Source organism: Streptomyces subrutilus, from assembly GCF_008704535.1.
GTDB lineage: Bacteria > Actinomycetota > Actinomycetes > Streptomycetales > Streptomycetaceae > Streptomyces > Streptomyces subrutilus.
Window position 1 is genome coordinate 5,095,104 of sequence record NZ_CP023701.1, and the last position, 17,917, is coordinate 5,113,020.

The 17,917-nt window shown below is 74.8% G+C and carries 16 protein-coding genes; 7 read left to right on the forward strand and 9 right to left on the reverse strand.

Annotated features, from left to right (window positions below; genetic code table 11):
- The first annotated feature begins 93 nt into the window (after positions 1-93).
- Positions 94-1,113 (forward strand): ArsR/SmtB family transcription factor, encoded by a 1,020-nt coding sequence (locus CP968_RS22490; RefSeq protein WP_150519719.1) that lies wholly within the window; start codon positions 94-96, stop codon positions 1,111-1,113.
- 72 nt (positions 1,114-1,185) lie between these two features.
- Here the strand turns inward: CP968_RS22490 and CP968_RS22495 are convergent, their stop codons facing one another.
- Positions 1,186-2,346, reverse strand: coding sequence for an alkaline phosphatase PhoX (locus tag CP968_RS22495; protein ID WP_150519720.1), 1,161 nt, complete (start codon positions 2,344-2,346; stop codon positions 1,186-1,188).
- An 849-nt stretch (positions 2,347-3,195) separates the two neighbouring features.
- Between CP968_RS22495 and CP968_RS22500 the strand changes: the two genes are divergently transcribed.
- The 3 genes from CP968_RS22500 (at position 3,196) to CP968_RS22515 (ending at position 6,259) form a co-directional block, all read left to right on the forward strand.
- Positions 3,196-3,603, forward strand: a complete 408-nt coding sequence (locus CP968_RS22500; protein WP_150519721.1) for a VOC family protein — start codon at positions 3,196-3,198, stop codon at positions 3,601-3,603.
- Positions 3,604-3,752: 149 nt separating this feature from the next.
- Positions 3,753-5,048 carry a ferredoxin reductase family protein gene (locus CP968_RS22505; protein WP_150519722.1) on the forward strand — a complete coding sequence of 432 codons (1,296 nt, stop codon included), beginning with the start codon at positions 3,753-3,755 and terminating at the stop codon, positions 5,046-5,048.
- Between the two features lie 434 nt (positions 5,049-5,482).
- Complete coding sequence (locus CP968_RS22515) at positions 5,483-6,259, forward strand: sulfite exporter TauE/SafE family protein (RefSeq protein WP_150519723.1); 777 nt, start codon at positions 5,483-5,485, stop codon at positions 6,257-6,259.
- 22 nt (positions 6,260-6,281) lie between these two features.
- On the opposite strand, the gene CP968_RS22520 is transcribed toward CP968_RS22515, so the two are convergent.
- From CP968_RS22520 to CP968_RS22535, 4 genes are all read right to left on the reverse strand, one after another.
- Entirely contained in the window at positions 6,282-6,923 is a 642-nt protein-coding gene (locus CP968_RS22520) for a class F sortase (RefSeq protein WP_373304082.1), read from the reverse strand.
- Positions 6,924-7,275: 352 nt separating this feature from the next.
- Complete coding sequence (locus CP968_RS22525; RefSeq protein ID WP_229886558.1) at positions 7,276-7,818, reverse strand: hypothetical protein; 543 nt, start codon at positions 7,816-7,818, stop codon at positions 7,276-7,278.
- 293 nt (positions 7,819-8,111) lie between these two features.
- Complete coding sequence (locus tag CP968_RS22530; RefSeq protein ID WP_229886556.1) at positions 8,112-9,392, reverse strand: sensor histidine kinase; 1,281 nt, start codon at positions 9,390-9,392, stop codon at positions 8,112-8,114.
- Positions 9,389-10,084: a hypothetical protein gene (locus CP968_RS22535; RefSeq protein ID WP_150519725.1), complete on the reverse strand. Its 696-nt coding sequence runs from the start codon at positions 10,082-10,084 to the stop codon at positions 9,389-9,391. The genes CP968_RS22530 and CP968_RS22535 overlap by 4 nt, the downstream gene beginning before the upstream one ends.
- A gap of 169 nt (positions 10,085-10,253) precedes the next feature.
- Here CP968_RS22535 and CP968_RS22540 point away from each other — a divergent pair, with 169 nt between their 5' ends.
- Positions 10,254-10,697, forward strand: coding sequence for a gamma-glutamylcyclotransferase family protein (locus CP968_RS22540; protein WP_229886554.1), 444 nt, complete (start codon positions 10,254-10,256; stop codon positions 10,695-10,697).
- A gap of 37 nt (positions 10,698-10,734) precedes the next feature.
- Here the strand turns inward: CP968_RS22540 and dnaG are convergent, their stop codons facing one another.
- From dnaG to CP968_RS22560, 4 genes are all read right to left on the reverse strand, one after another.
- Complete coding sequence (gene dnaG / locus CP968_RS22545; RefSeq protein WP_150519727.1) at positions 10,735-12,639, reverse strand: DNA primase; 1,905 nt, start codon at positions 12,637-12,639, stop codon at positions 10,735-10,737.
- A 34-nt stretch (positions 12,640-12,673) separates the two neighbouring features.
- The gene (locus tag CP968_RS22550) at positions 12,674-13,948 is read right to left on the reverse strand and encodes an NAD(P)/FAD-dependent oxidoreductase (protein ID WP_150519728.1); all 1,275 of its coding nucleotides are present in this window, start codon (positions 13,946-13,948) and stop codon (positions 12,674-12,676) included.
- A 93-nt stretch (positions 13,949-14,041) separates the two neighbouring features.
- Positions 14,042-15,373, reverse strand: a complete 1,332-nt coding sequence (locus CP968_RS22555) for a deoxyguanosinetriphosphate triphosphohydrolase (RefSeq protein ID WP_150519729.1) — start codon at positions 15,371-15,373, stop codon at positions 14,042-14,044.
- Positions 15,374-15,429: 56 nt separating this feature from the next.
- Positions 15,430-15,939, reverse strand: a complete 510-nt coding sequence (locus tag CP968_RS22560) for a hypothetical protein (protein WP_150519730.1) — start codon at positions 15,937-15,939, stop codon at positions 15,430-15,432.
- A 173-nt stretch (positions 15,940-16,112) separates the two neighbouring features.
- On the opposite strand from CP968_RS22560, the gene CP968_RS22565 reads away from it, so the two are divergent.
- Together CP968_RS22565 and CP968_RS22570 are read left to right on the forward strand one after the other, a co-directional pair.
- The gene (locus CP968_RS22565; RefSeq protein WP_373304081.1) at positions 16,113-16,955 is read left to right on the forward strand and encodes a SanA/YdcF family protein; all 843 of its coding nucleotides are present in this window, start codon (positions 16,113-16,115) and stop codon (positions 16,953-16,955) included.
- A gap of 51 nt (positions 16,956-17,006) precedes the next feature.
- Positions 17,007-17,795 (forward strand): glucose 1-dehydrogenase, encoded by a 789-nt coding sequence (locus CP968_RS22570; RefSeq protein WP_150519731.1) that lies wholly within the window; start codon positions 17,007-17,009, stop codon positions 17,793-17,795.
- Positions 17,796-17,917: the final 122 nt, after the last annotated feature.

A 17,917-nucleotide genomic window follows, 5' to 3' on the forward strand; every position in this document is an offset into this window, starting at 1 on the left:
GTTTCAACTGTGGCCGAAAGGGCGTGGTGACCACGTGTGACGGCATGCATACTCTTGGGGCGGGGCAATTGCGGTTGCACAGGTGGGGGTTCGGTGCTGCGTATCCATTTCACTGGAGTGGACCTGGCACGCGTACGGATGGCAGGACGTCCCGATGCGTTGTGGGAAACGATTCTGAGCTTTCACCGGTTAAGGGACCGGCGCGATGCGCGGCTCTTCGGTGAATGGCGGACGGAAACCCGGAGCAGGTTGAACAGTGAAACACGCATGCTCGGTATGTTGATACCGAGCAGGGGCTATTTCCCGGATTTCCTGACGCCCGTCGAGGGCCAGTACGGATGGGACGTGGGCCTCGACGCGCTGCGCGGCATACGCCCCGAGCGCATTCGGCGCGAGCTGACGCTCCTGGGCACCCGCGCGGGCACCGGCGTGAGCGCCGGGTCGCCCGTGACCCCGCGGCTGCGGGAGTTCATGGACGGCGCGGACCGGCACCTGCCCCGGCTGCTGGGCGAACTGCGCGGCTACCACCGCGCGGCCGTGGAGCCGTACTGGACGCACATCCAGGCGCAGATCGAGGCCGAGCGGGCGGCGCGCGGCCGGGCCCTGCTCGACGGGGGCGCGGACGAGCTGCTGTCCTCGCTGCCGCCGATGCTGCGCTGGCGGGCCCCGGTCCTGGAGTGCGACTACCCCGTCGACCGCGACGTGCGGCTGCGCGGGCGGGGGCTGCTGCTCCAGCCGTCGTTCTTCTGCCGGCGCACCGCGGTCACCCTGCACGACCCCGAACTGCCGCCGGTACTGGTCTACCCGGCCGCGGCGCAGCTGGCCTCGGCCCCGGCCGGGGGAGAGTCGGCGCGGCCGGAGGAGCAGCGCCAGCGCACGCTGGGCAAGCTGGTCGGCCACACCCGCTCCGTGGTGCTCCGGGCCATCGGCGACGGCGCGACCACCAGCGAGCTGGCCCGCCGCGCCGGGGTCTCGCTGGCCTCCGCGAGCCAGCACGCCTGCGTGATGCGCGAGGCGGGGCTGGTCACCACCCTGCGCCACGGCAACGCCGTCCTGCACACGGTGACCCCGCTGGGCGCCGCCCTGCTCAAGGGCGGCGCCGTGGCCTCCTGAGCCCGGCCGGGGCCCGCGGGGACGGACGGGGGCCGGGGCCGGGTCGCGGCCGCCGGGGCGGCCGGGGGAGCGTCAGACCCGGAAGGGGCCCGTGACCTCGTAGGTGATGCCCGCCGAGGAGCTGCCGCTCGTACCGCGCTGGCTGCTGAAGTAGAGGCGGTTGCCGGCGGGGGAGAAGGCCGGGCCGGTGATCTCGGAGGAGGACTGGCCCGTGATCCGCAGGAACGGCGCGACCACGTCGTCCGGGGTGATCACGCAGATCTCCATGTTCCCGCCGTCCTCGGCGATGTAGAGGTCCCCGTACGAGGAGCCGGTGACGTTGTCCACGCCCGTCAGCGGCGCCGCGCCGCCGGGGACGAGGGAGTCGTCGTAGGCCAGCTCGTAGGTGTTGGCGGCGACGTTCAGCTGCCAGACCCGGTTGTCGCCCTTGGTGGTGAACCACACGGTGTCGTTGGCGTAGTGGCAGCCCTCGCCGCCGTTGAACTTCTTCGCGCCCGAGACCTGGCTGCGGGTGGTGGTGGGGGAGCCGTCGCGGTCCGGCACGTTGGCCCAGGTGAAGGAGCCCGAGGTGGCGGTGCCGGCCTTGAGGACCTGGAGGGTGCCCGCGGAAAGGTTTCCCCAGGTGGTCGGGAGGAAGCGGTAGAAGCAGCCGTCCGTCTCGTCCTCGGTCAGGTAGATCGCCTTGCGGACCGGGTCGGCGGCCGCGGCCTCGTGCTTGAACTGCCCCATCGCGGGCCGCTGGACGGCGGCGTTCACCCCGTACGGGTCGGTCTCGTAGACGTAGCCGCGGGTGACCTCCTCGCAGGAGAGCCAGGTGTTCCACGGGGTCTTGCCGCCCGCACAGTTGGAGCGGGTGTCCCCGAGGATCCGGTAGGCGCCCAGGATCGCGCCCGCCGAGGAGAACCGCACCGCGCTCGCGCCGCCCCCGGGGCTGATCTCCGAGTTCGAGACGTAGATCCAGCCCGCGCCGTCCGCGAAGCAGGCGCCGCCGTCGGGCGCGCTGTGCCACTTGTACGTGGTGGAGCCGACGTTCTGGCCGGACCGGGCGATCACCCGGCTGGTGAAGCCGGCGGGCAGCTGGATGCCGTTCGCGTCGGCCGCGCCGAGCGCCCCGTAGGGCCCGGTGCCGGGCTGGGCGGGCGCCGCGTAGGCGGCCCCGCGCATCAACGTGCCGCCGAAGGCGGCGGCCGACGAACCGATCACAGCGCCGCGCAGGAAGGTACGACGTTCCACGGTGACTCCAGTGGGAGGAAGGCCCCGCGTCCGGTCGGACGCGGGGTCGCACGCGTCGAGGAACCTAGAACTGCCGAGTTGACGTGAAGTCAATTCCTCATTACGCGGGAGCGACCGCTGTGAGTGCAATCCCCCCGGCGGGTATTTCCGGACGTCGGCGCCGCCCTTTTCCGGAAGTCCCGCACCGGACGCCCCGCGGGCCCGCCGCTGGTAGCCGACCGTGACCGGCCCGCGCCCCGGCCGCATCCCGCCGGTCCGGTACGGCGCGCGCACCGGCGAATTCCGGCCGAGTTCGTCAGACCGGTGTTTCGGTGAGACGGATACTGGAGAAATTTGGGCGGCGCGATCCGCTTCCCGGTCCGGAACGGCACGGGAGCCTCCCTCCCGGAGTGTCCCGTCGCCGCGCAGCAGGGGGAGCGACGGGGCATTTCGCCGCCGATGCCGACATCTCGGTCCGCCGCGACCTCGACGCCGTGCTGCGCCGTTTCGGCACGGCGGCCCTCGCGGACCACCGGATCGGGCCGTTCTTCACGGAGATCGCGGGCGCGGCCCCGGAGGCCCGTCCGCCGGGGGTCACGGACGTCCGGGAACGGGCGCCCTTCCGGCCCCGCCGCCCACCGGCGCACCGCCTTCGCCTCGCACGCCACCCCGCACGCGGCTGTGACCTGCGGTTTCCCGGTTCCGAAGCGGAGGGAGGGCGGAAGCGGGAAGGAAAAAGAGAAAACTTTCCCGGGCGGCGATGAGTTTTCCGGGGCCCTGCGGTCTAACCCTCGAAAGCACCGCAGCGCACCGCGCACCGCGCAGCGCACCGCACCCGGCGCGAGCCGCACCGAGAGATGAGGGCCCGAGATGTCCGCCACGATGATCTTCGTCAACCTGCCGGTCAAGGACCTGGACGCCAGCAAGGCCTTCTGGGGCAAGCTCGGCTACTCGTTCAACGCCCAGTTCAGCGACGAGAACGCCGCCTCCATGGTCATCAGCGACACCATCGTCGCGATGCTCCTGACCGAGGCCCGCTACAAGGACTTCACCCACAAGGAGATCGCGGACGCCACCCGCACCTCCGAGGTGCTGCTGTGTCTGAGCGCCGAGAGCCGCGCCGCGGTCGACGAGCTCGTGGACGCGGCCGTCGCCGCCGGGGCCACCGAGCCCCGTCCGGCCCAGGACCACGGAACGATGTACGGCCGGGCCTTCGACGACCTCGACGGCCACACCTGGGAGATCATGTGGGTGGACCCGGCGATCGTCCAGGGCTGAGCCGCTCCCGGCCGGGACGCCCCCCGGCGCGGCCGCTGCCCGTGGGCCCGGCGGCGGCCGCCTCACCGGGGTTAAGGCCCGGTGAGGCCCTCCTCAAGGCGGCCTTAAGGATCATCGCGGGCGCCTCGGCGGCCCTTAGCGTGACCCGTATGCGAGATGCGGCGGTGCGGGTCAGGGGCGGGGTGCTGGGCGGGGCGGGGGCGGTGGCCCTGCTGTGGGCCGCGCAGGTGCGCCCCTCCGCCCGCCCCGACGCGCTGTTCGCCACGGCAGCGCACCTCACCGGCCTGCTCGCCGGGTACGGGGTGCTGGTGCTGCTCTTCCTGATGGCCCGGATACCCGCCGTCGAGCACGGGGTGGGTGCCGACCGGCTGGCCCGCTGGCACGCCCTCGGCGGCCGGTACGTCCTGCTCCTCTGCTTCGGCCACGGCCTCTTCGCCCTCCTCGGATACGCCGTCCACGAGCAGCTCGACGTGGTCTCCGCACTCCGGGAGCTGCTCGGCTACCCGGCGCTCGGCGCCGCCTTGGCCGGGACCGCCCTGCTGGCCGCGGTCGGCGTCACCTCCGCCCGCGCGGTACGCCGCCGGATCCCGCACGAAACCTGGCGCGGGGCGCACCTGCTCGCCTACCCCGCCGCCGCCCTCGGCTTCGGCCACCAGCTCGCCGGGCCCGACCTGGCCCCGGTCGCCTGGTTCTGGGCCCTCGCCCACACCGGCGTGGCCGTCCCGCTCGTCTGGTACCGCGCCGTGGTGCCCGTACGGCAGGCCCTGCGCCACGCGCTGCGGGTCGCCGAGGTCCGGGTCGAGGGGCCCGGCGTGGTCTCCGTCGTCATGCGCGGGGAACACCTGGCCGAACTGTGCGCGGAGCCCGGGCAGTTCCTGCGGTGGAGGTTCCTGCGGCGCCGGCTGTGGCACACCGCCCTGCCGTTCTCGCTGTCCGCGCCGGTGCGCGGGGACACGCTGCGGATCACCGTGAAGGGGCTCGGCGGCCACTCCCGCCGCATTCGGCGGCTGACCCCCGGCACCCGCGTACTGGCCACCGGGCCGTTCGGGGCGCTCACCGCGGCCCGGCGGACCCGGCCGCAGGTGCTGCTGATCGCGGGCGGGGTCGGGATCACCCCCTTGCGGGCCCTGTTCGAGACGCTGCCCGGCGGGCCCGGGGACATCACCCTGCTCTACCGGGCCGGAGCCGAGGAGCAACTGGTGCTGCGCGCCGAGTTGGAGGCCATCGCCGCCGAGCGGCAGGCGGGGCTGCACTACCTGCTCGGGCCGTCCGGGGCCGCGTACGATCCGCTCGCCCCGCAGGCCCTGGCCGCGCTCGTCCCGGGCCTCGCCGAACACGACGTCTACCTGTGCGGGCCCCCGGCCATGGCGGGGGCGACCCGGTCCGCGCTGCTGCGGGCCGGAGTGCCGGCCGGCCGCATCCACTCCGAGTGCTTCACGTTCTGACCGGCCGCCCCGGGCCCCGTCCCCGCCCCGGGCCCCGTCCCCGCCCCGGGCCCCGTCCCCGCCCCGGGCCCCGTCCCCGCCCCGTACCGTCCCCCCTCTGCCGAGAGGCCGTCGCGCCATGCGCCACCCGTTGCACATCGCTCTGACCGTGCCCGCCCCCGCCGCGTCGGCCGCCGCTCCCGTCCCCACCGCTCCCGCCCGGCACCGCAAGCCGTCATCCTGGCGGGCGCTGGTGGCCTCCGTCCCGCCCGCGCGCCGGCTGGCGGCCGGGCTGGGGCTGGTCAGCGTGCTGGCCGCCACCGGGCTGACGGCCGCCGTGGATCCGGCGGCGCCGGTGGCCCCGGACCGGGCGCCGGCCCGGGAAAGCTCAACCTTTGCGCAAGTTTCCGCTGATCGATGGTCCCTGCAGTCATCTGCTCCATAGGGTCGTGGCCGTGCCTGACATATCGACAACCATGATCATCGTGTTGTGCGTCGCCGCGGCCGCGGCCGGCTGGATCGACGCGGTGGTCGGCGGCGGCGGCCTGCTGCTCCTGCCCGCCCTGCTGCTCGGCCTGCCCCACGCCCACCCCGCCACCGTGCTCGGCACCAACAAGGCCGTGGCCATCGTCGGCACCACCGGCGCGGCGGTGACGTACGTGCGCAGGGCCCCGGTGAACGTGAAGGTGGCCGTCCGGATCGGCCTGGCCGCGCTGGCCGGCTCCATGGGCGGCGCCGCCCTCGCGGGCGGCATCGACAAGGACGCGATGCGCCCGTTGATCATGGGGGTGCTCGTGATCGTCGCCGGTGTGGTCATCTTCAAGCCCGGCTTCGGAGCCGCCCCGTCCGCCGAGCCCGTGTCGCGCAACCGGGTCCTGCTCGCCATCGGACTGGCCGGCCTCGGCATCGGCTTCTACGACGGGCTCATCGGTCCCGGCACCGGCACCTTCCTGGTACTGGCCCTGACCGCGCTGCTCCACCTCGACCTGGTCTCGGCCTCCGCCACCGCCAAGATCGTCAACGTCTGCACCAACCTCGGCGCGCTCGGCATGTTCGCCTACCAGGGCCGCGTGCTGTGGCAGCTGGCCGCGCTGATGGCGGTGTTCAACCTGGCCGGCGGCATGATCGGCGCGAACATGGCCCTGAAGAAGGGCAGCGGCTTCGTCCGCTGGGTGCTGCTCACCGTCGTGGGAGCCCTGGTCGTCCGGCTCGGCTTCGAGCAGTGGGGTTAGCCGGGTCGATCGGCCGGGCCGATCAGTACGTCCCCGTAAGGTGGGCGAAGACCACCACGTTGCCCCGGTAGCCGGTTCGCGGGGAGAAGCCGCCGCCACAGGTGATCACCCGGAGTTCGGCGCGCGGCGAGGGGCCGTACACGAGGGTGTCGGGGAAGGCCTCGGCGTCGTACACCCGGACCGCGTGGACCGTGAACACGGCCGTACGGCCGTCCGCGCGCGGGACCTCGACGGCGGCTCCGCGGCGCAGCGCGCCCAGGTCGTAGAAGACGCCCGGCCCGACCGAGTCGTCCACGTGGCCGGCGATCACGGCGGTGCCGGTCGCGCCCGGGGTGGTCCCGTCGCGGTACCACCCGGCCAGGTCCCGCCGGGAGGGCGGGGGGACTTCGAGGCTGCCGGCCGGATCGAGGCCCAGCCCGCTCAGCGCGGCGTCGACGCGGATGGACGGGATGCGGATGCGGGCGGGCGGTGAGCCGGGGAGGGGTGCGATGCCCGGGCCCGGCGCGGTGGCGGCGCCCGAGGCCTCGGCGGGGGAGGGCAGCGGCGGGCCGGCGGGCTCGCGGGACCCGCTGGTGACGAGCCAGATGCCCACGCAGGCGGCGAGGGCGACCAGTCCGCCGTGCCGGGCGGTGAGGCCGCGGCCGCCGCGCACCGGCCGGCGCACGGCGGTGGCTCCCGTACCCCGGGCCGTACGCACACCCGCTCCCGCGGGCCAGGGCTGCCGGCTCCGGGCGGGGCCGCCGGGACCCCGGGTGCGGCCGTGTCCGACGGGGGTGCCGTGTCCGACGGGGGTGCCGTGTCCACCGCGGCCCCGGTGGCCGCCGGCGCCGCCGTAACCCGTGGGGCCGCCGGGACCGCAGCCGCCTCGGCCTTCGCCACCCATGCGCAGATACCCCCTCGGCTTCCGTTTCGCAGTGACTGACCGTCGCCCGGCCCCGCGAACGGGGGGACCTCGCGGGGCGGGCGACGGGGGACGGTACCGGTCGGACCGCGGCCGGAGCCGCGGTGGGCGTCCGTCAGCTCCGCGTGCCGCTCGCCCGGCGACGCAGGAGCCAGGTACCGCCGACGGCGGCCGCGGCCAGTACGGCCGCTCCCGCCGCGATCTTGGCGGGGTTGGCGGTGGTGGTCGTGCCACCGCCCACCCCGGACTGGACGCGACCCTGCGGACCGCGTTCGGTGACGACCAGGTTGCCGGTGGCGAACCTGCCGTTCGCGCAGGTCGCCCCGATGCCGTAGGTGCCGGGCGGGGTGCTGCGGGAGACCTGGAACTGTCCCACGACCACGTCCTTGTGGGTGCCCGGGATCAGCTTGAAGCGGCCGCCGCCGACCGTGCTGGCATCGCCCTCGGCGTGGCTGCCGCTGCCGCACGCCGTGGTGTTCACGGTCACGGTGGCGCCGGTGGCGGCCGACTTGGGCCACACCTCCAGCGCGGCGAAGTCGCCGGGCGCGAAGCCGGTCATGCCGAGGTCCGCGGCGGCGACCGCACCGGCGACCGGGCCGAGGAAGGCGGCTGCGGTCAGCGCGGTGGCGGTCAGCGCGTGGGCGGTACGTCGGCGCATGGGGGCTCCCTGGAGAAACGGGGGTCGTGGTTCAGAGGTAACCCGGCCCGCCCGCACCGCGCCTGCTGATGTACCGTCAGGTGTGCCGGTTCCGGCTCGGCACGGGCGGTGTCCGCGCAGGTCAACCGCTCTGAAGCGGCCATCGGAGGAGACCGCGCCGTCCGGGTGACCCGGCCCCCTCCGCGGCCGGCCACACCACGCTCCGCGCGCCCCGGCCCGCCCCTCCCGCGCGCCCCGGCCCGCCCTTCGCCTGCCCGGCCCCGCCCCTCCCGCGCGCCCGGCCCCCGGCCCCCTCACGCCTCCGGCAGGTCCACCGTCGCCGAGGCCCCCGACGGGGCGGTGTTGGCCAGGGTGACCCGGGCGCCGATGACCTGGGCCTGGCCCAGTGCGATGGTCAGCCCCAGCCCCGTCCCCCGGCCGCGCTCGGCCGCGCCGGTCAGGAACCGCTGCGGCCCCTCCCGCAGCACCCTCTCCGGGAAGCCCGGCCCCCGGTCCCGTACGGTCACCGACGTCCCCGAGACCGTCACCGTCACCCCCGCAGGATCCCCGCCGTGCCGCCGCGCGTTCACCAGCAGGTTGGTCAGGATGCGCTCCAGCCGCCGCACGTCGGTCCGCACGCACGCCGCCCCCCGCGCGCCCACCACCCGTGCGGCGACCCCCGACCGCCGGACCACGGCCTCCACCAGCGGCCCCAGCCGGTGCACGTCCAGCCGCGGCTCCTCCCGGTCCGCGTCCAACCGGGCCACCTCCAACAGGTCCTCGGTCAGCGTCCGCAGCGCCGCCACCCGGTCCCGCACCAGCTCCGTCGGCCGCCCTGCCGGCAGCAGTTCCGCCGCCGTGTGCAGACCCGTCAGCGGAGTCCGCAGCTCGTGCGCCACGTCCGCGGTGAACCGCTGCTCCGCCTCCAGCCGCCGCTGCAGGCTCGCGGCCATCGTGTCCACCGCCCAGGACAGCTCCGCGACCTCGTCCCGGCTGCCCGGCACCCCCGCCGGCCCGATCCGCGCCTCCAGGTCGCCCGCGCTGATCCGCCGCGCCGTCTCCGCCGCCGTGCGCAGCGCCCGGCTCAACCGGCTGGCCAGCGCCGCCCCGCCGCCCGCCGCGAGCCCCACCACCACGGCCCCGTACGCCACCAGCTGCCGGTCCAGTTCGCGCAGTTCGGCCTGCTCCCGGCCCAGCGACTGCCGTACCGACAGCACGTGGTCGCCGCCGACCGGGCGGGCGGCCCACACCGCCGGGTGCGGCCCGGACAGCTCCAGGTACGTGCTGCGCAGTCCCTCCAGGGCGGCCCGGCGCAGGGGCGGGGCCAGCGTCGGGCAGTCGATCCGGGCGTCGGCCTCGCCGACCTTGTCGTTGTCCAGCCGGCCCGTCAGCTCGTACACCTGCCGCACCCGGACCAACTGCGCGACGGCGCTCGCCCGCGCCGCGTCGGCCACCTGCCGCTGGCGCGCGTCGTGGATCAGCGCGCCGATGGTCACCGCCACGAGCGAGCAGCCCACGGCCAGCAGAACGGAGATCTTCCACCGCAGGCCCAGCGCCCGGAGCAGGTCGCGCCAGCGCGCCGGCACCGGCCTCACGGGGCGCCCGGCCCGTCCCCGTCGGGGCAGCCCGGAGCGGGCGTGCGGGCGGCCGCGCCGTGCGGTCCGGCGGCGCGGAAGCGCCGCTCGTCGTTGAGCACGGTCATCCGGTCGCCGTCCCAGTGGTAGCGCACCGCCTGCTCGGAGCCGTCGTCCGCGGCGACCCGCACCAACAGGTCGGTGCCGAGCGCCTCGGCCGTCAACTGCCGTCCGATGGTGAACAGGACGGTCACGATCCGGCCGCCGGAGACCGCGTAGACGCTCAGCGCCGAGCGGCCGGTGGGCGTGTCGGCGGCGACGATCAGGTCCTCCTGCCCGTCGCCCGTCAGATCGCGGTAGACGGGCGGGCGGACCCCGGACCGGCCCGGCCCCCGGATCAGGGTCCCGGACAGGTACGGCTCCATCCGCGGATCGGCGCGCGCGACCTCCGTCGCGTCCACCCCGCGCAGCCCGGCCCTCCCCACCTTCGGGGCGTGCTTGAGCGGCACCGGCGGCGCCTCCCGCCGGCCCGCGGCGCTGCCGGGGGCCGCGGGCCAGGCCGGCCAGAGCGGCTCGGGGTGCGGCTGCCACGACACCGGAGGCGCGGGGGTGCCGGGGCCCAGGCCGCCGGGCACGCCGCAGCCGCCGGCGGCGAGCACGCAGGCGCAGGCCCACAGGAGGGCGGCGGCGGGGCGGCGGGTCGAAAGCGTCATGGGGGCCGAATCGCAGGGGGCTGGGAGGGGCGGCACCGACCGTAGGGGCCCCGGGTCACGGGCGCCGGGAGGTTGTGTAACAGCGGTGCGTACGGTGGTGGGGCGCGGGCGGGTTCGGGACCTTCGGCCAGGCCCGTCGACCCCGCCGCCCTACCCGAGGGAGACCCCCGTGACATCGGCCGTTCGGCCCCAGGGCCCGACCGCCCCGCTCCCCTTCTTCGTCTACGGAACGCTGCGCCCGGGAGAGGTCAACCACGACCTGTTCCTGCGCGGCCGCACGAGCGCGGAGGAGCCCGCCCGCCTCCCCGACGCGGTGCTCTACGACGGCCCCGGATACCCGTACGCGGTCCACCGCCCCGGCTCGACCGTGGTCGGCGAACTGATCACCCCGGAGCCCGGCGCGTACCCGGAACTGCTCGCCTCCCTGGACCTGCTGGAGGAATACGAGGGCCCCGGCCGGCCCGGGAACCTCTACGACCGCACCGCCCGCGAGGTGCTGCGCCCCGACGGCACCGCGGTCCGGGCGTGGGTGTACCTGGCCGCCGAGCTCCTCGCCCGCGACCTGAGCGCGTCGGGCACCGAGATACCGGGCGGCGACTGGTTCGGCCGCTAGGCAGCGCCGGCACCGCCGCGGGCGCCGGCGGCCGCCGCTACAGGCCCTCGGCGCCGCGGTTGCGCAGTCGCTGGCCGTACTGCTGGAGCACCCACAGCTCCTCCTGGACCGCGGCCAGCTGCTCCGGCGGGGCCTGCTGGCCCAGCCGCGACAGCGTGCCCTGGATCTCGTGCACCCGGCGGTCCACCGCCCGCAGCCGGACCTGGACCAGCTGGACGCCCGCGTAGATCTCGTCCACCGTCTTGGCGTGGATGGCCTCGACCGCGAGTTCGGTGACCAGCGCGCGCACCGTGTCGTTCGGGGCGGCCTCGCGGACCCGGGCCAGGTAGTCCTCCGTGCCCAGCGAGGCACCGCCCGCGTCCAGGATGGCCTGGCGCACGGCCGCGTAGGGAGGCGCCGTGAACTCGTCCATCCCGTACGCGTCGAAGGCCGGCGACACCAGGGCGGGCCGCTGCAGGGCCAGCTTGAGCAGCTCGCGCTCGGTGCGGTGGGCGGGGCTGCGCAGGTTCAGCGCGGGACCGCCGGCCGGCCGCTCGGCGGGCGCGGCGGCGGCCTCGTACGAGGAACGGCCCCGGCCCTGCCGCTGCGGCGGCTGGCCGCCGCGCTCCCGCGCCCAGCGGGCGAGCTGCGCGACGCGCTTGACCACGAACTGCTCGTCGCGGATGCCCAGCATGCCCGCCAGCTGGACGGCCGACTCGTGCTGGATCGCGATGTTCTTGATGTTGGCGACGACCGGGGCCGCCTCGTCCAGCGCGGCGGCCCGCCCCGCCGGGTTCTCCAGGTTGTGCCGGGAGACGATGTGCCGCAGCGCGAACTCGAACAGCGGGGTCCGCGCCTCCACCAGCCCCGACACGGCCGCGTCTCCCTGCGCGAGGCGCAGGTCGCAGGGGTCCATGCCGCCCGGGGCGATGGTGATCGAGGTCTCGGCGGCGAACTTCTGGTCGTCCTCGAAGGCGCGCAGCGCGGCCTTCTGGCCCGCCGCGTCACCGTCGAAGGTGAAGATCACCTCGGCGGTCGCGTTGTCCATCAGCAGCCGGCGCAGGATCTTGATGTGGTCTCCGCCGAAGGCGGTTCCACAGGTGGCGATGGCGGTGGTGACCCCGGCCATGTGGCAGGCCATGACGTCCGTGTAGCCCTCGACGACCACGGCCCGGGAGGTCTTCGCGATCTCCTTCTTCGCCAGGTCGATGCCGTACAGCACCTGTGACTTCTTGTAGATCGCCGTTTCGGGGGTGTTCAGGTACTTCGGGCCGTTGTCGTCGTCGCGCAGTTTGCGCGCGCCGAAGCCGACGACCTCGCCGGTGATGTCGCGGATGGGCCACATCAGGCGGCCCCGGAATCGGTCGATGGGCTTGCCGCTGCGGCTGTCCTGGGCCAGGCCGGAGGTGATGAGCTCCTTGTCGCTGAAGCCCTTGCCGCGCAGGAAGCGGGTCAGGTGGTCCCAGCCGGCCGGGCTGTAGCCCACGCTGAAGTGGGCGGCCGCGGCCTGGTCGAAGCCGCGCTCGGCCAGGAACGTGCGGCCGATCTCCGCCTCGGGGGAGTCCAGCTGGTCGACGTAGAACAGGGCGGCCGCCTTGTGCGCCTCGACCAGGCGGATGCGCTCGCCGCGGCCGCTGGTGCCGGCGGTGTAGCCGCCCTCCTCGTACCGCAGGGTGATGCCGGCCTGGCCGGCCAGGCGCTCGACCGCCTCCGAGAAGGAGAGGTGGTCGATCTTCATGATGAAGTCGAGGGTGTCCCCGCCGGCCTGGCAGCCGAAGCAGTGGTAGAGCCCCTTGCTGGGGCTGACCTGGAAGGACGGGGACTTCTCGTCATGGAAGGGGCACAGGCCCTTGAGGTTGCCGCCGCCCGCGTTGCGCAGCTGGAGGTAGTCGGAGACCACGGCGTCGATCGGGACCGCGTCCCGTACCGCCTTCACGTCGTCGTCGTTGATCCGTCCTGCCACGCGTGAAGTCTACGGCCGGGCGCGGGCAAATCCGTCAGGCCCCCTCCGCCGTGACCAGGGACGCGAGCGGAACCGACGGGTCCGCCAGCCGGTCGCGGTCCACCGGCGCCTTCGACCTGATCAGGGCCTGGATGTGCTCGGTGACGTCCCACACGTTCACGTTCATTCCGGCCAGGACCCGGCCCTCCGAGAGCCAGAACGCGATGAACTCCCGCTTGCCCGCGTCCCCGCGGATCAGCACCTGGTCGTAGCCGCCGGCCGGTGCGTACCCGGAGTACTCCAGGCCCACGTCGTACTGGTCGGAGAAGAAGTACGGCACCCGGTCGTAGACGACCTCCTGCCCGAGCATGGCCCGCGCGGCGGCCGGCCCCCCGTTGAGGGCGTTGGCCCAGTGCTCCACCCGCAGCCGGGTCCCGAGCACCGGGTGGTGGGCGGCGGCCACGTCCCCCGCCGCGTACACGTCGGGGTCCGAGGTGCGCAGCGAGGCGTCCACCGCGATCCCGCCGCCGTGCGCCCGGTCCACCAGGGCGAGCCCGGAGGTCTCGGCGAGCGCGGTGCGCGGGGCCGCGCCGATCGCGGAGAGCACCGCGTGCGCCGGGTGCTCCTCGCCGTCGTCCGTGCGGGCGGCCAGCACCATGCCGTCGTGGCCGACGATCTCGGTCAGCCGGGCCCCGAAGTGGAACCGCACCCCGTGCTCGGCGTGCAGGTCCGCGAAGAGCCGCCCGATCTCCGGTCCGAGCACCGCGTACAGCGGGGTCGCCTCCGGCTCGACCACGGTGACCTCGGCCCCGTAGCCGCGGGCCGCGGCGGCGACCTCCAGGCCGATCCATCCGGCGCCCGCGATCAGCAGGTGGCCGTTGTCCCGGCCCAGGGCGGCCAGGACGCCGCGCAGCCGCTCGGCGTGGGCCAGGCGGCGCAGGTGGTGCACGCCCGCCAGGTCCGTGCCCGGGACGTCGAGGCGGCGCGGCTCGGCGCCGGTGGCCAGCAGCAGCTTGTCGTAGTGCAGCAGCGTGCCGTCGCCCAGCCGCACCGACTTGTTCTCGCGGTCCAGGTGGACCGCCGGCTGGCCGAGGTGCAGCTCGACGTCGGCGCCGGCGTACCAGGACGGCTCGTGCACGAAGACGCTGTCCCGCTCTTCCTTGCCCACCAGGAACCCCTTGGACAGCGGGGGACGCTCGTAGGGGCGGTCGTGCTCGTCGCCGATCAGGATCACCCGGCCCGTGAACCCCTCCGCCCTCAGCGTCTCGGCCGCCTTCGCGCCGGCCAGCCCTCCGCCGACGATGATGAACGTCTGGTGTGCGTCGACCACCTGATGCCTCCTCATAACCTCTTCGCCACATGCGACCACAAGCGAGCGTCCCGCACCCAGCCTGCCGCGTGAAGGGGGAATGGCCCGATCGGCTCACCCCACGGCGCGTCGCGCCCGCCGGGTGAGGCGCGCGTGCAGGGAACGTGCGGCCGCGTCGGTGAGACAGGCGATCTGGTCGACGACCGCCCGTTTCCTCGCCCTGTCGTCCGGGGCCGTGTCGAAGATCGCCCGGAACTGGGGGTCCAGGCCCTCGGGCGCGCGGGCGCTGAGCGCCTCGGCGAGTTCGGCCAGGACGATGCGCTGGTCCGCCCGGATCCGCTCCTGCTCGTCGCGCTGCATCACGTACAGGTCGGCGACCGCCTTCAGCACCGCGCACTCGTTGCGCGCCTCGCGCGGCACCACCAGCTCGGCCTCGTAGCGGGTGAGGCGGCCCGTACCGTACGCCCCGCGGGTGGCCCCCTCGGCGGCCAGGCAGAAGCGGCCGATCAGCTGGCTGGTGGCGTCCTTCAGGCGGGCCTGGGCCACGGCGGAGCCGTCGTAGCCGTGCGGCCACCACTCCTGCTCCATCAACCGGTCCAGGGCGGCGCGCAGCTCCTCGGGGTCGGTGTCGGCCGGGACGTACCGGCCGATGGCCACCCGCCAGATCGCGGTGCGCTCGGGCTCGGCGAACAACAGGTTCGGGTCGAGGTGGCCGGCGTGCAGGCCGTCCTCGAAGTCGTGGACCGAGTACGCCACGTCGTCCGCCCAGTCCATCACCTGGGCCTCGAAGCACTTGCGGTCCGCGGGCGCGCCGCGGCGCAGCCACGCGAAGACCGGCAGGTCGTCCTCGTACGCCCCGAACTTCACCGAGCCGGGGTCGGTGGGGTGGTCGCCGCGGGCCCACGGGTACTTGGTGGCGGCGTCGAGGCAGGCCCGGGTGAGGTTGAGGCCGACGCTGGTCAGCTCCCCACCGGCCGGATCGGCCACGAACCGCTTGGGCTCCAGGCGGGTCAGCAGGCGCAGCGACTGGGCGTTGCCCTCGAAGCCGCCGCAGTCCTTCGCGAACTCGTTGAGCGCCTCCTCGCCGTTGTGGCCGAAGGGAGGGTGGCCCATGTCGTGGGAGAGGCAGGCCGCCTCGACGAGGTCGGGGTCGCAGCCCAGGGCCGCGCCGAGCTCACGGCCCACCTGGGCGCACTCCAGCGAGTGGGTCAGCCGGGTCCGGGGGCTCGCGTCCCAGTCGTACGAGCGGGTGCCGGGCGTGACGACCTGCGTCTTCCCGGCGAGCCGGCGCAGCGCCGCGGAGTGCAGCACACGGGCGCGATCGCGCTGGAAGGCGGTCCGGCCGGGGCGTTTGTCGGGCTCGGCGGCCCAGCGTTCGGTGGCGGCGGGGTCGTACGGCTCGCGGGTGTCGGTCGGATCTGCGGGAGCGGGTGCGGTGCCTTCCATGCTCAGACGTTAACCGGAGATGCCGACAATCGGAGCAATGCGAACGAACCAGGTCCTCACGTGCTGGCCGGATGCGGGTGCTTCTCCCTCCCGGCGAGGGCCGCGTCGTAGCGCAGCAGCGCGAGGCGGATGAGTGCCGGGTGGTCGCCGAGCGGGGCGGCGGCCGGACCGGGCGCACCGGCAGCGCTGCCGCGCCGCTGCACGGCCGCCTCCCGGGGCACTACCCCGGACAGCGCGCTCAGGCTGTCGGCGAGGCGCGGCCGGGTCGGCCCGAGGTGCCCGAGGCGGACGTCGAGCCGGGGGCGGCGCTCGCGGACCCGTTCGAGGAGCGAGAGGGCGGTGTGCAGGGCGCGCGGGTCGCGGCTGTCGCGGGCCACGGCGACGAGGGTGGGCTGCTGGTGCACGGGCGGGCGCCGGGGCGACGGGGCGGGCGACGGACGCAGTGCGCCGAGCTGCGTGTCGAGCCGGACGGTGATCCGGCCGAGCAGCTCGGCCGCACTGCCGAAGGCGGGGGCCGGGAAGGTCGGGAGGGTCGGGGTGTCGGGAGGGTGCGCCGGCTCCGTCATGGATCGATCCTGCGCGCAGGAGGTTGCCGGGGCGTTGCGCCGGGATGACGGGTCCTCCGCGTCGGGCCGCTCGCTCATTCGTACGAGTGAAAGGCGGGGGAGCCGGAACTGGCGGGCCGGGCCGGTTCGTCAATCCGTGCGAACGATGTTGGTCGCGATGGGGGGGATCGGTCATGAGGCTCACGAGGCCGCGGCTCGGGCTGAAGCTGAGGTCGGGGACGGTGCCGGGGGCGAAGGCGGCGCCGGGGACGGACGGGGGGAGGACATCGGGAGGGGCACCGGGAAGGAGACCGGGACCCGGACCGGGGCTCGGGCCGGTGTCCGGGCCGGGGGTAGGGCGGGGGTGGCGTCCGGCGCTGCGGTGGGGTGTGCGGGCCCGGAGGCTCGCCGTGCAGGGGGTGATGGCGGGGTGCGTGCTGGCGCTGCTGCCCTCGGCGTGGACGCACGCGGCGGCCGCGGACCGGCTGGGGACGACGGCGGACGCTCCGGCCGCGGAGGTGGCCGTGGTGTTCGGCGCGGGGCTGTGGCAGGGGCGGCCCACCCCCTATCTGGCCCGGCGGCTGGACGCGGCCGTCGAGCTGTACCGGACCGGCAAGGTCAAGGTCGTGCTGGTCACGGGGGACAACAGCCGTACCGGGTACGACGAGCCCGACGCGATGCGGACGTACCTGACCGGGCACGGGGTGCCGGACGACCGGATCGTCAGCGATTTCGCCGGCTTCGACTCGTGGGACTCGTGCGTCAGGGCCAGCGAGATATTCGGGGTCCGGCGCGCCGTGCTGGTCAGCCAGGGTTTCCACATACGCAGGGCGGTCGCGCTGTGCCGCGCGGCGGGCCTGGAGGTCTACGGGGTCGGGGTCGACGACGTCCACGACGCGACCTGGTACTACGGCGGGGCCCGCGAGGTCTTCGCGGCGGGCAAGGCGGCGTGGGACGCGGCTCTCAAGCCCGACCCGCACTTCCTCGGGCCGAAGGAGCGGGGGGTGTCGCGAGCGCTGGCGACTCTGACAGAATGACCGGATATCGGCTATGCCGATTAGTCATATGCAGGTCGGGTCGGTACGAGCATGCAGAGGTGTGGAACCGTGGCTGTTGTGGATCTGAGCGGCAAGGTCGTCGTCATCACCGGTGGAGCCCGCGGTCTCGGCGCGGCCGCCGCGCAGGCGGTCGTGGACGGTGGCGGCCGGGTGCTGATCACCGACGTACTGGAGGCCGAGGGCGCCGAGACCGCCGCGAAGCTCGGCGAGGCCGCGCGCTTCGTGCGGCACGACGTCACCAGCGAGTCCGACTGGCAGGCGGCGCTGGAGTACGCGCTCGCCGAGTTCGGCCGCCTCGACGGGCTCGTGAACAACGCGGGCATATCGACCGGCCAGTTCCTGGAACAGGAGAGCGTCGAGCACTTCCGCCAGGTCGTCGAGATCAACCTGGTCGGCGTCTTCATCGGCATGAAGACCGCGATCCCCCTGCTGCGGACCAATGGCGGCGGCTCGATCGTGAACATCTCCTCCGCCGCCGGCCTGACCGGCCTCGCCCTCACCGCCGGGTACGGAGCGTCCAAGTGGGGCGTCCGCGGTCTGTCGAAGATCGGCGCGGTCGAGCTCGCCGAGTCCCGGATCCGCGTCAACTCCGTCCACCCCGGCATGACGCTGACCCCGATGACCGCCCCGGTGGGCATCCGGAGCGGCGAGGGCAACTACCCCGGCGCCCCGATGGGCCGGGTCGGCTCCCCCGAGGAGATAGCGGCGGCCGTGGCGTTCCTCCTCTCCGACGCCGCCGGCTACATGACCGGCGCCGAACTCGCCGTGGACGGCGGCTGGACGGCGGGCCTGACCGTGAAGTACCTGACGGGCCAGTAGTCCGGCCGCCCGGCCCGCCCGGCCGCCCGGCCCGCCCGGCCGCCCGGCCCGCCCGGCCGCCCGGCCCGCCCGGCCGCCCGGCCCGCCCGGCCGCCCGGCCCGTTCGGCCCGGCGCGTCCCGG

What these genes read in the sequence shown, in the direction of transcription:
- CP968_RS22560 (WP_150519730.1), bottom strand. Translation starts at nt 15,939, where the DNA reads ATGACGGAGCCGGCGCACCCTCCCGACACCCCGACCCTCCCGACCTTC.
- CP968_RS22535 (WP_150519725.1), bottom strand. Translation starts at nt 10,084, where the DNA reads ATGACGCTTTCGACCCGCCGCCCCGCCGCCGCCCTCCTGTGGGCCTGC.
- CP968_RS22565 (WP_373304081.1), top strand. Translation starts at nt 16,113, where the DNA reads ATGAGGCTCACGAGGCCGCGGCTCGGGCTGAAGCTGAGGTCGGGGACG.
- CP968_RS22525 (WP_229886558.1), bottom strand. Translation starts at nt 7,818, where the DNA reads ATGCGCCGACGTACCGCCCACGCGCTGACCGCCACCGCGCTGACCGCA.
- CP968_RS22570 (WP_150519731.1), top strand. Translation starts at nt 17,007, where the DNA reads ATGCAGAGGTGTGGAACCGTGGCTGTTGTGGATCTGAGCGGCAAGGTC.
- CP968_RS22500 (WP_150519721.1), top strand. Translation starts at nt 3,196, where the DNA reads ATGTCCGCCACGATGATCTTCGTCAACCTGCCGGTCAAGGACCTGGAC.
- CP968_RS22555 (WP_150519729.1), bottom strand. Translation starts at nt 15,373, where the DNA reads ATGGAAGGCACCGCACCCGCTCCCGCAGATCCGACCGACACCCGCGAG.
- CP968_RS22505 (WP_150519722.1), top strand. Translation starts at nt 3,753, where the DNA reads ATGCGAGATGCGGCGGTGCGGGTCAGGGGCGGGGTGCTGGGCGGGGCG.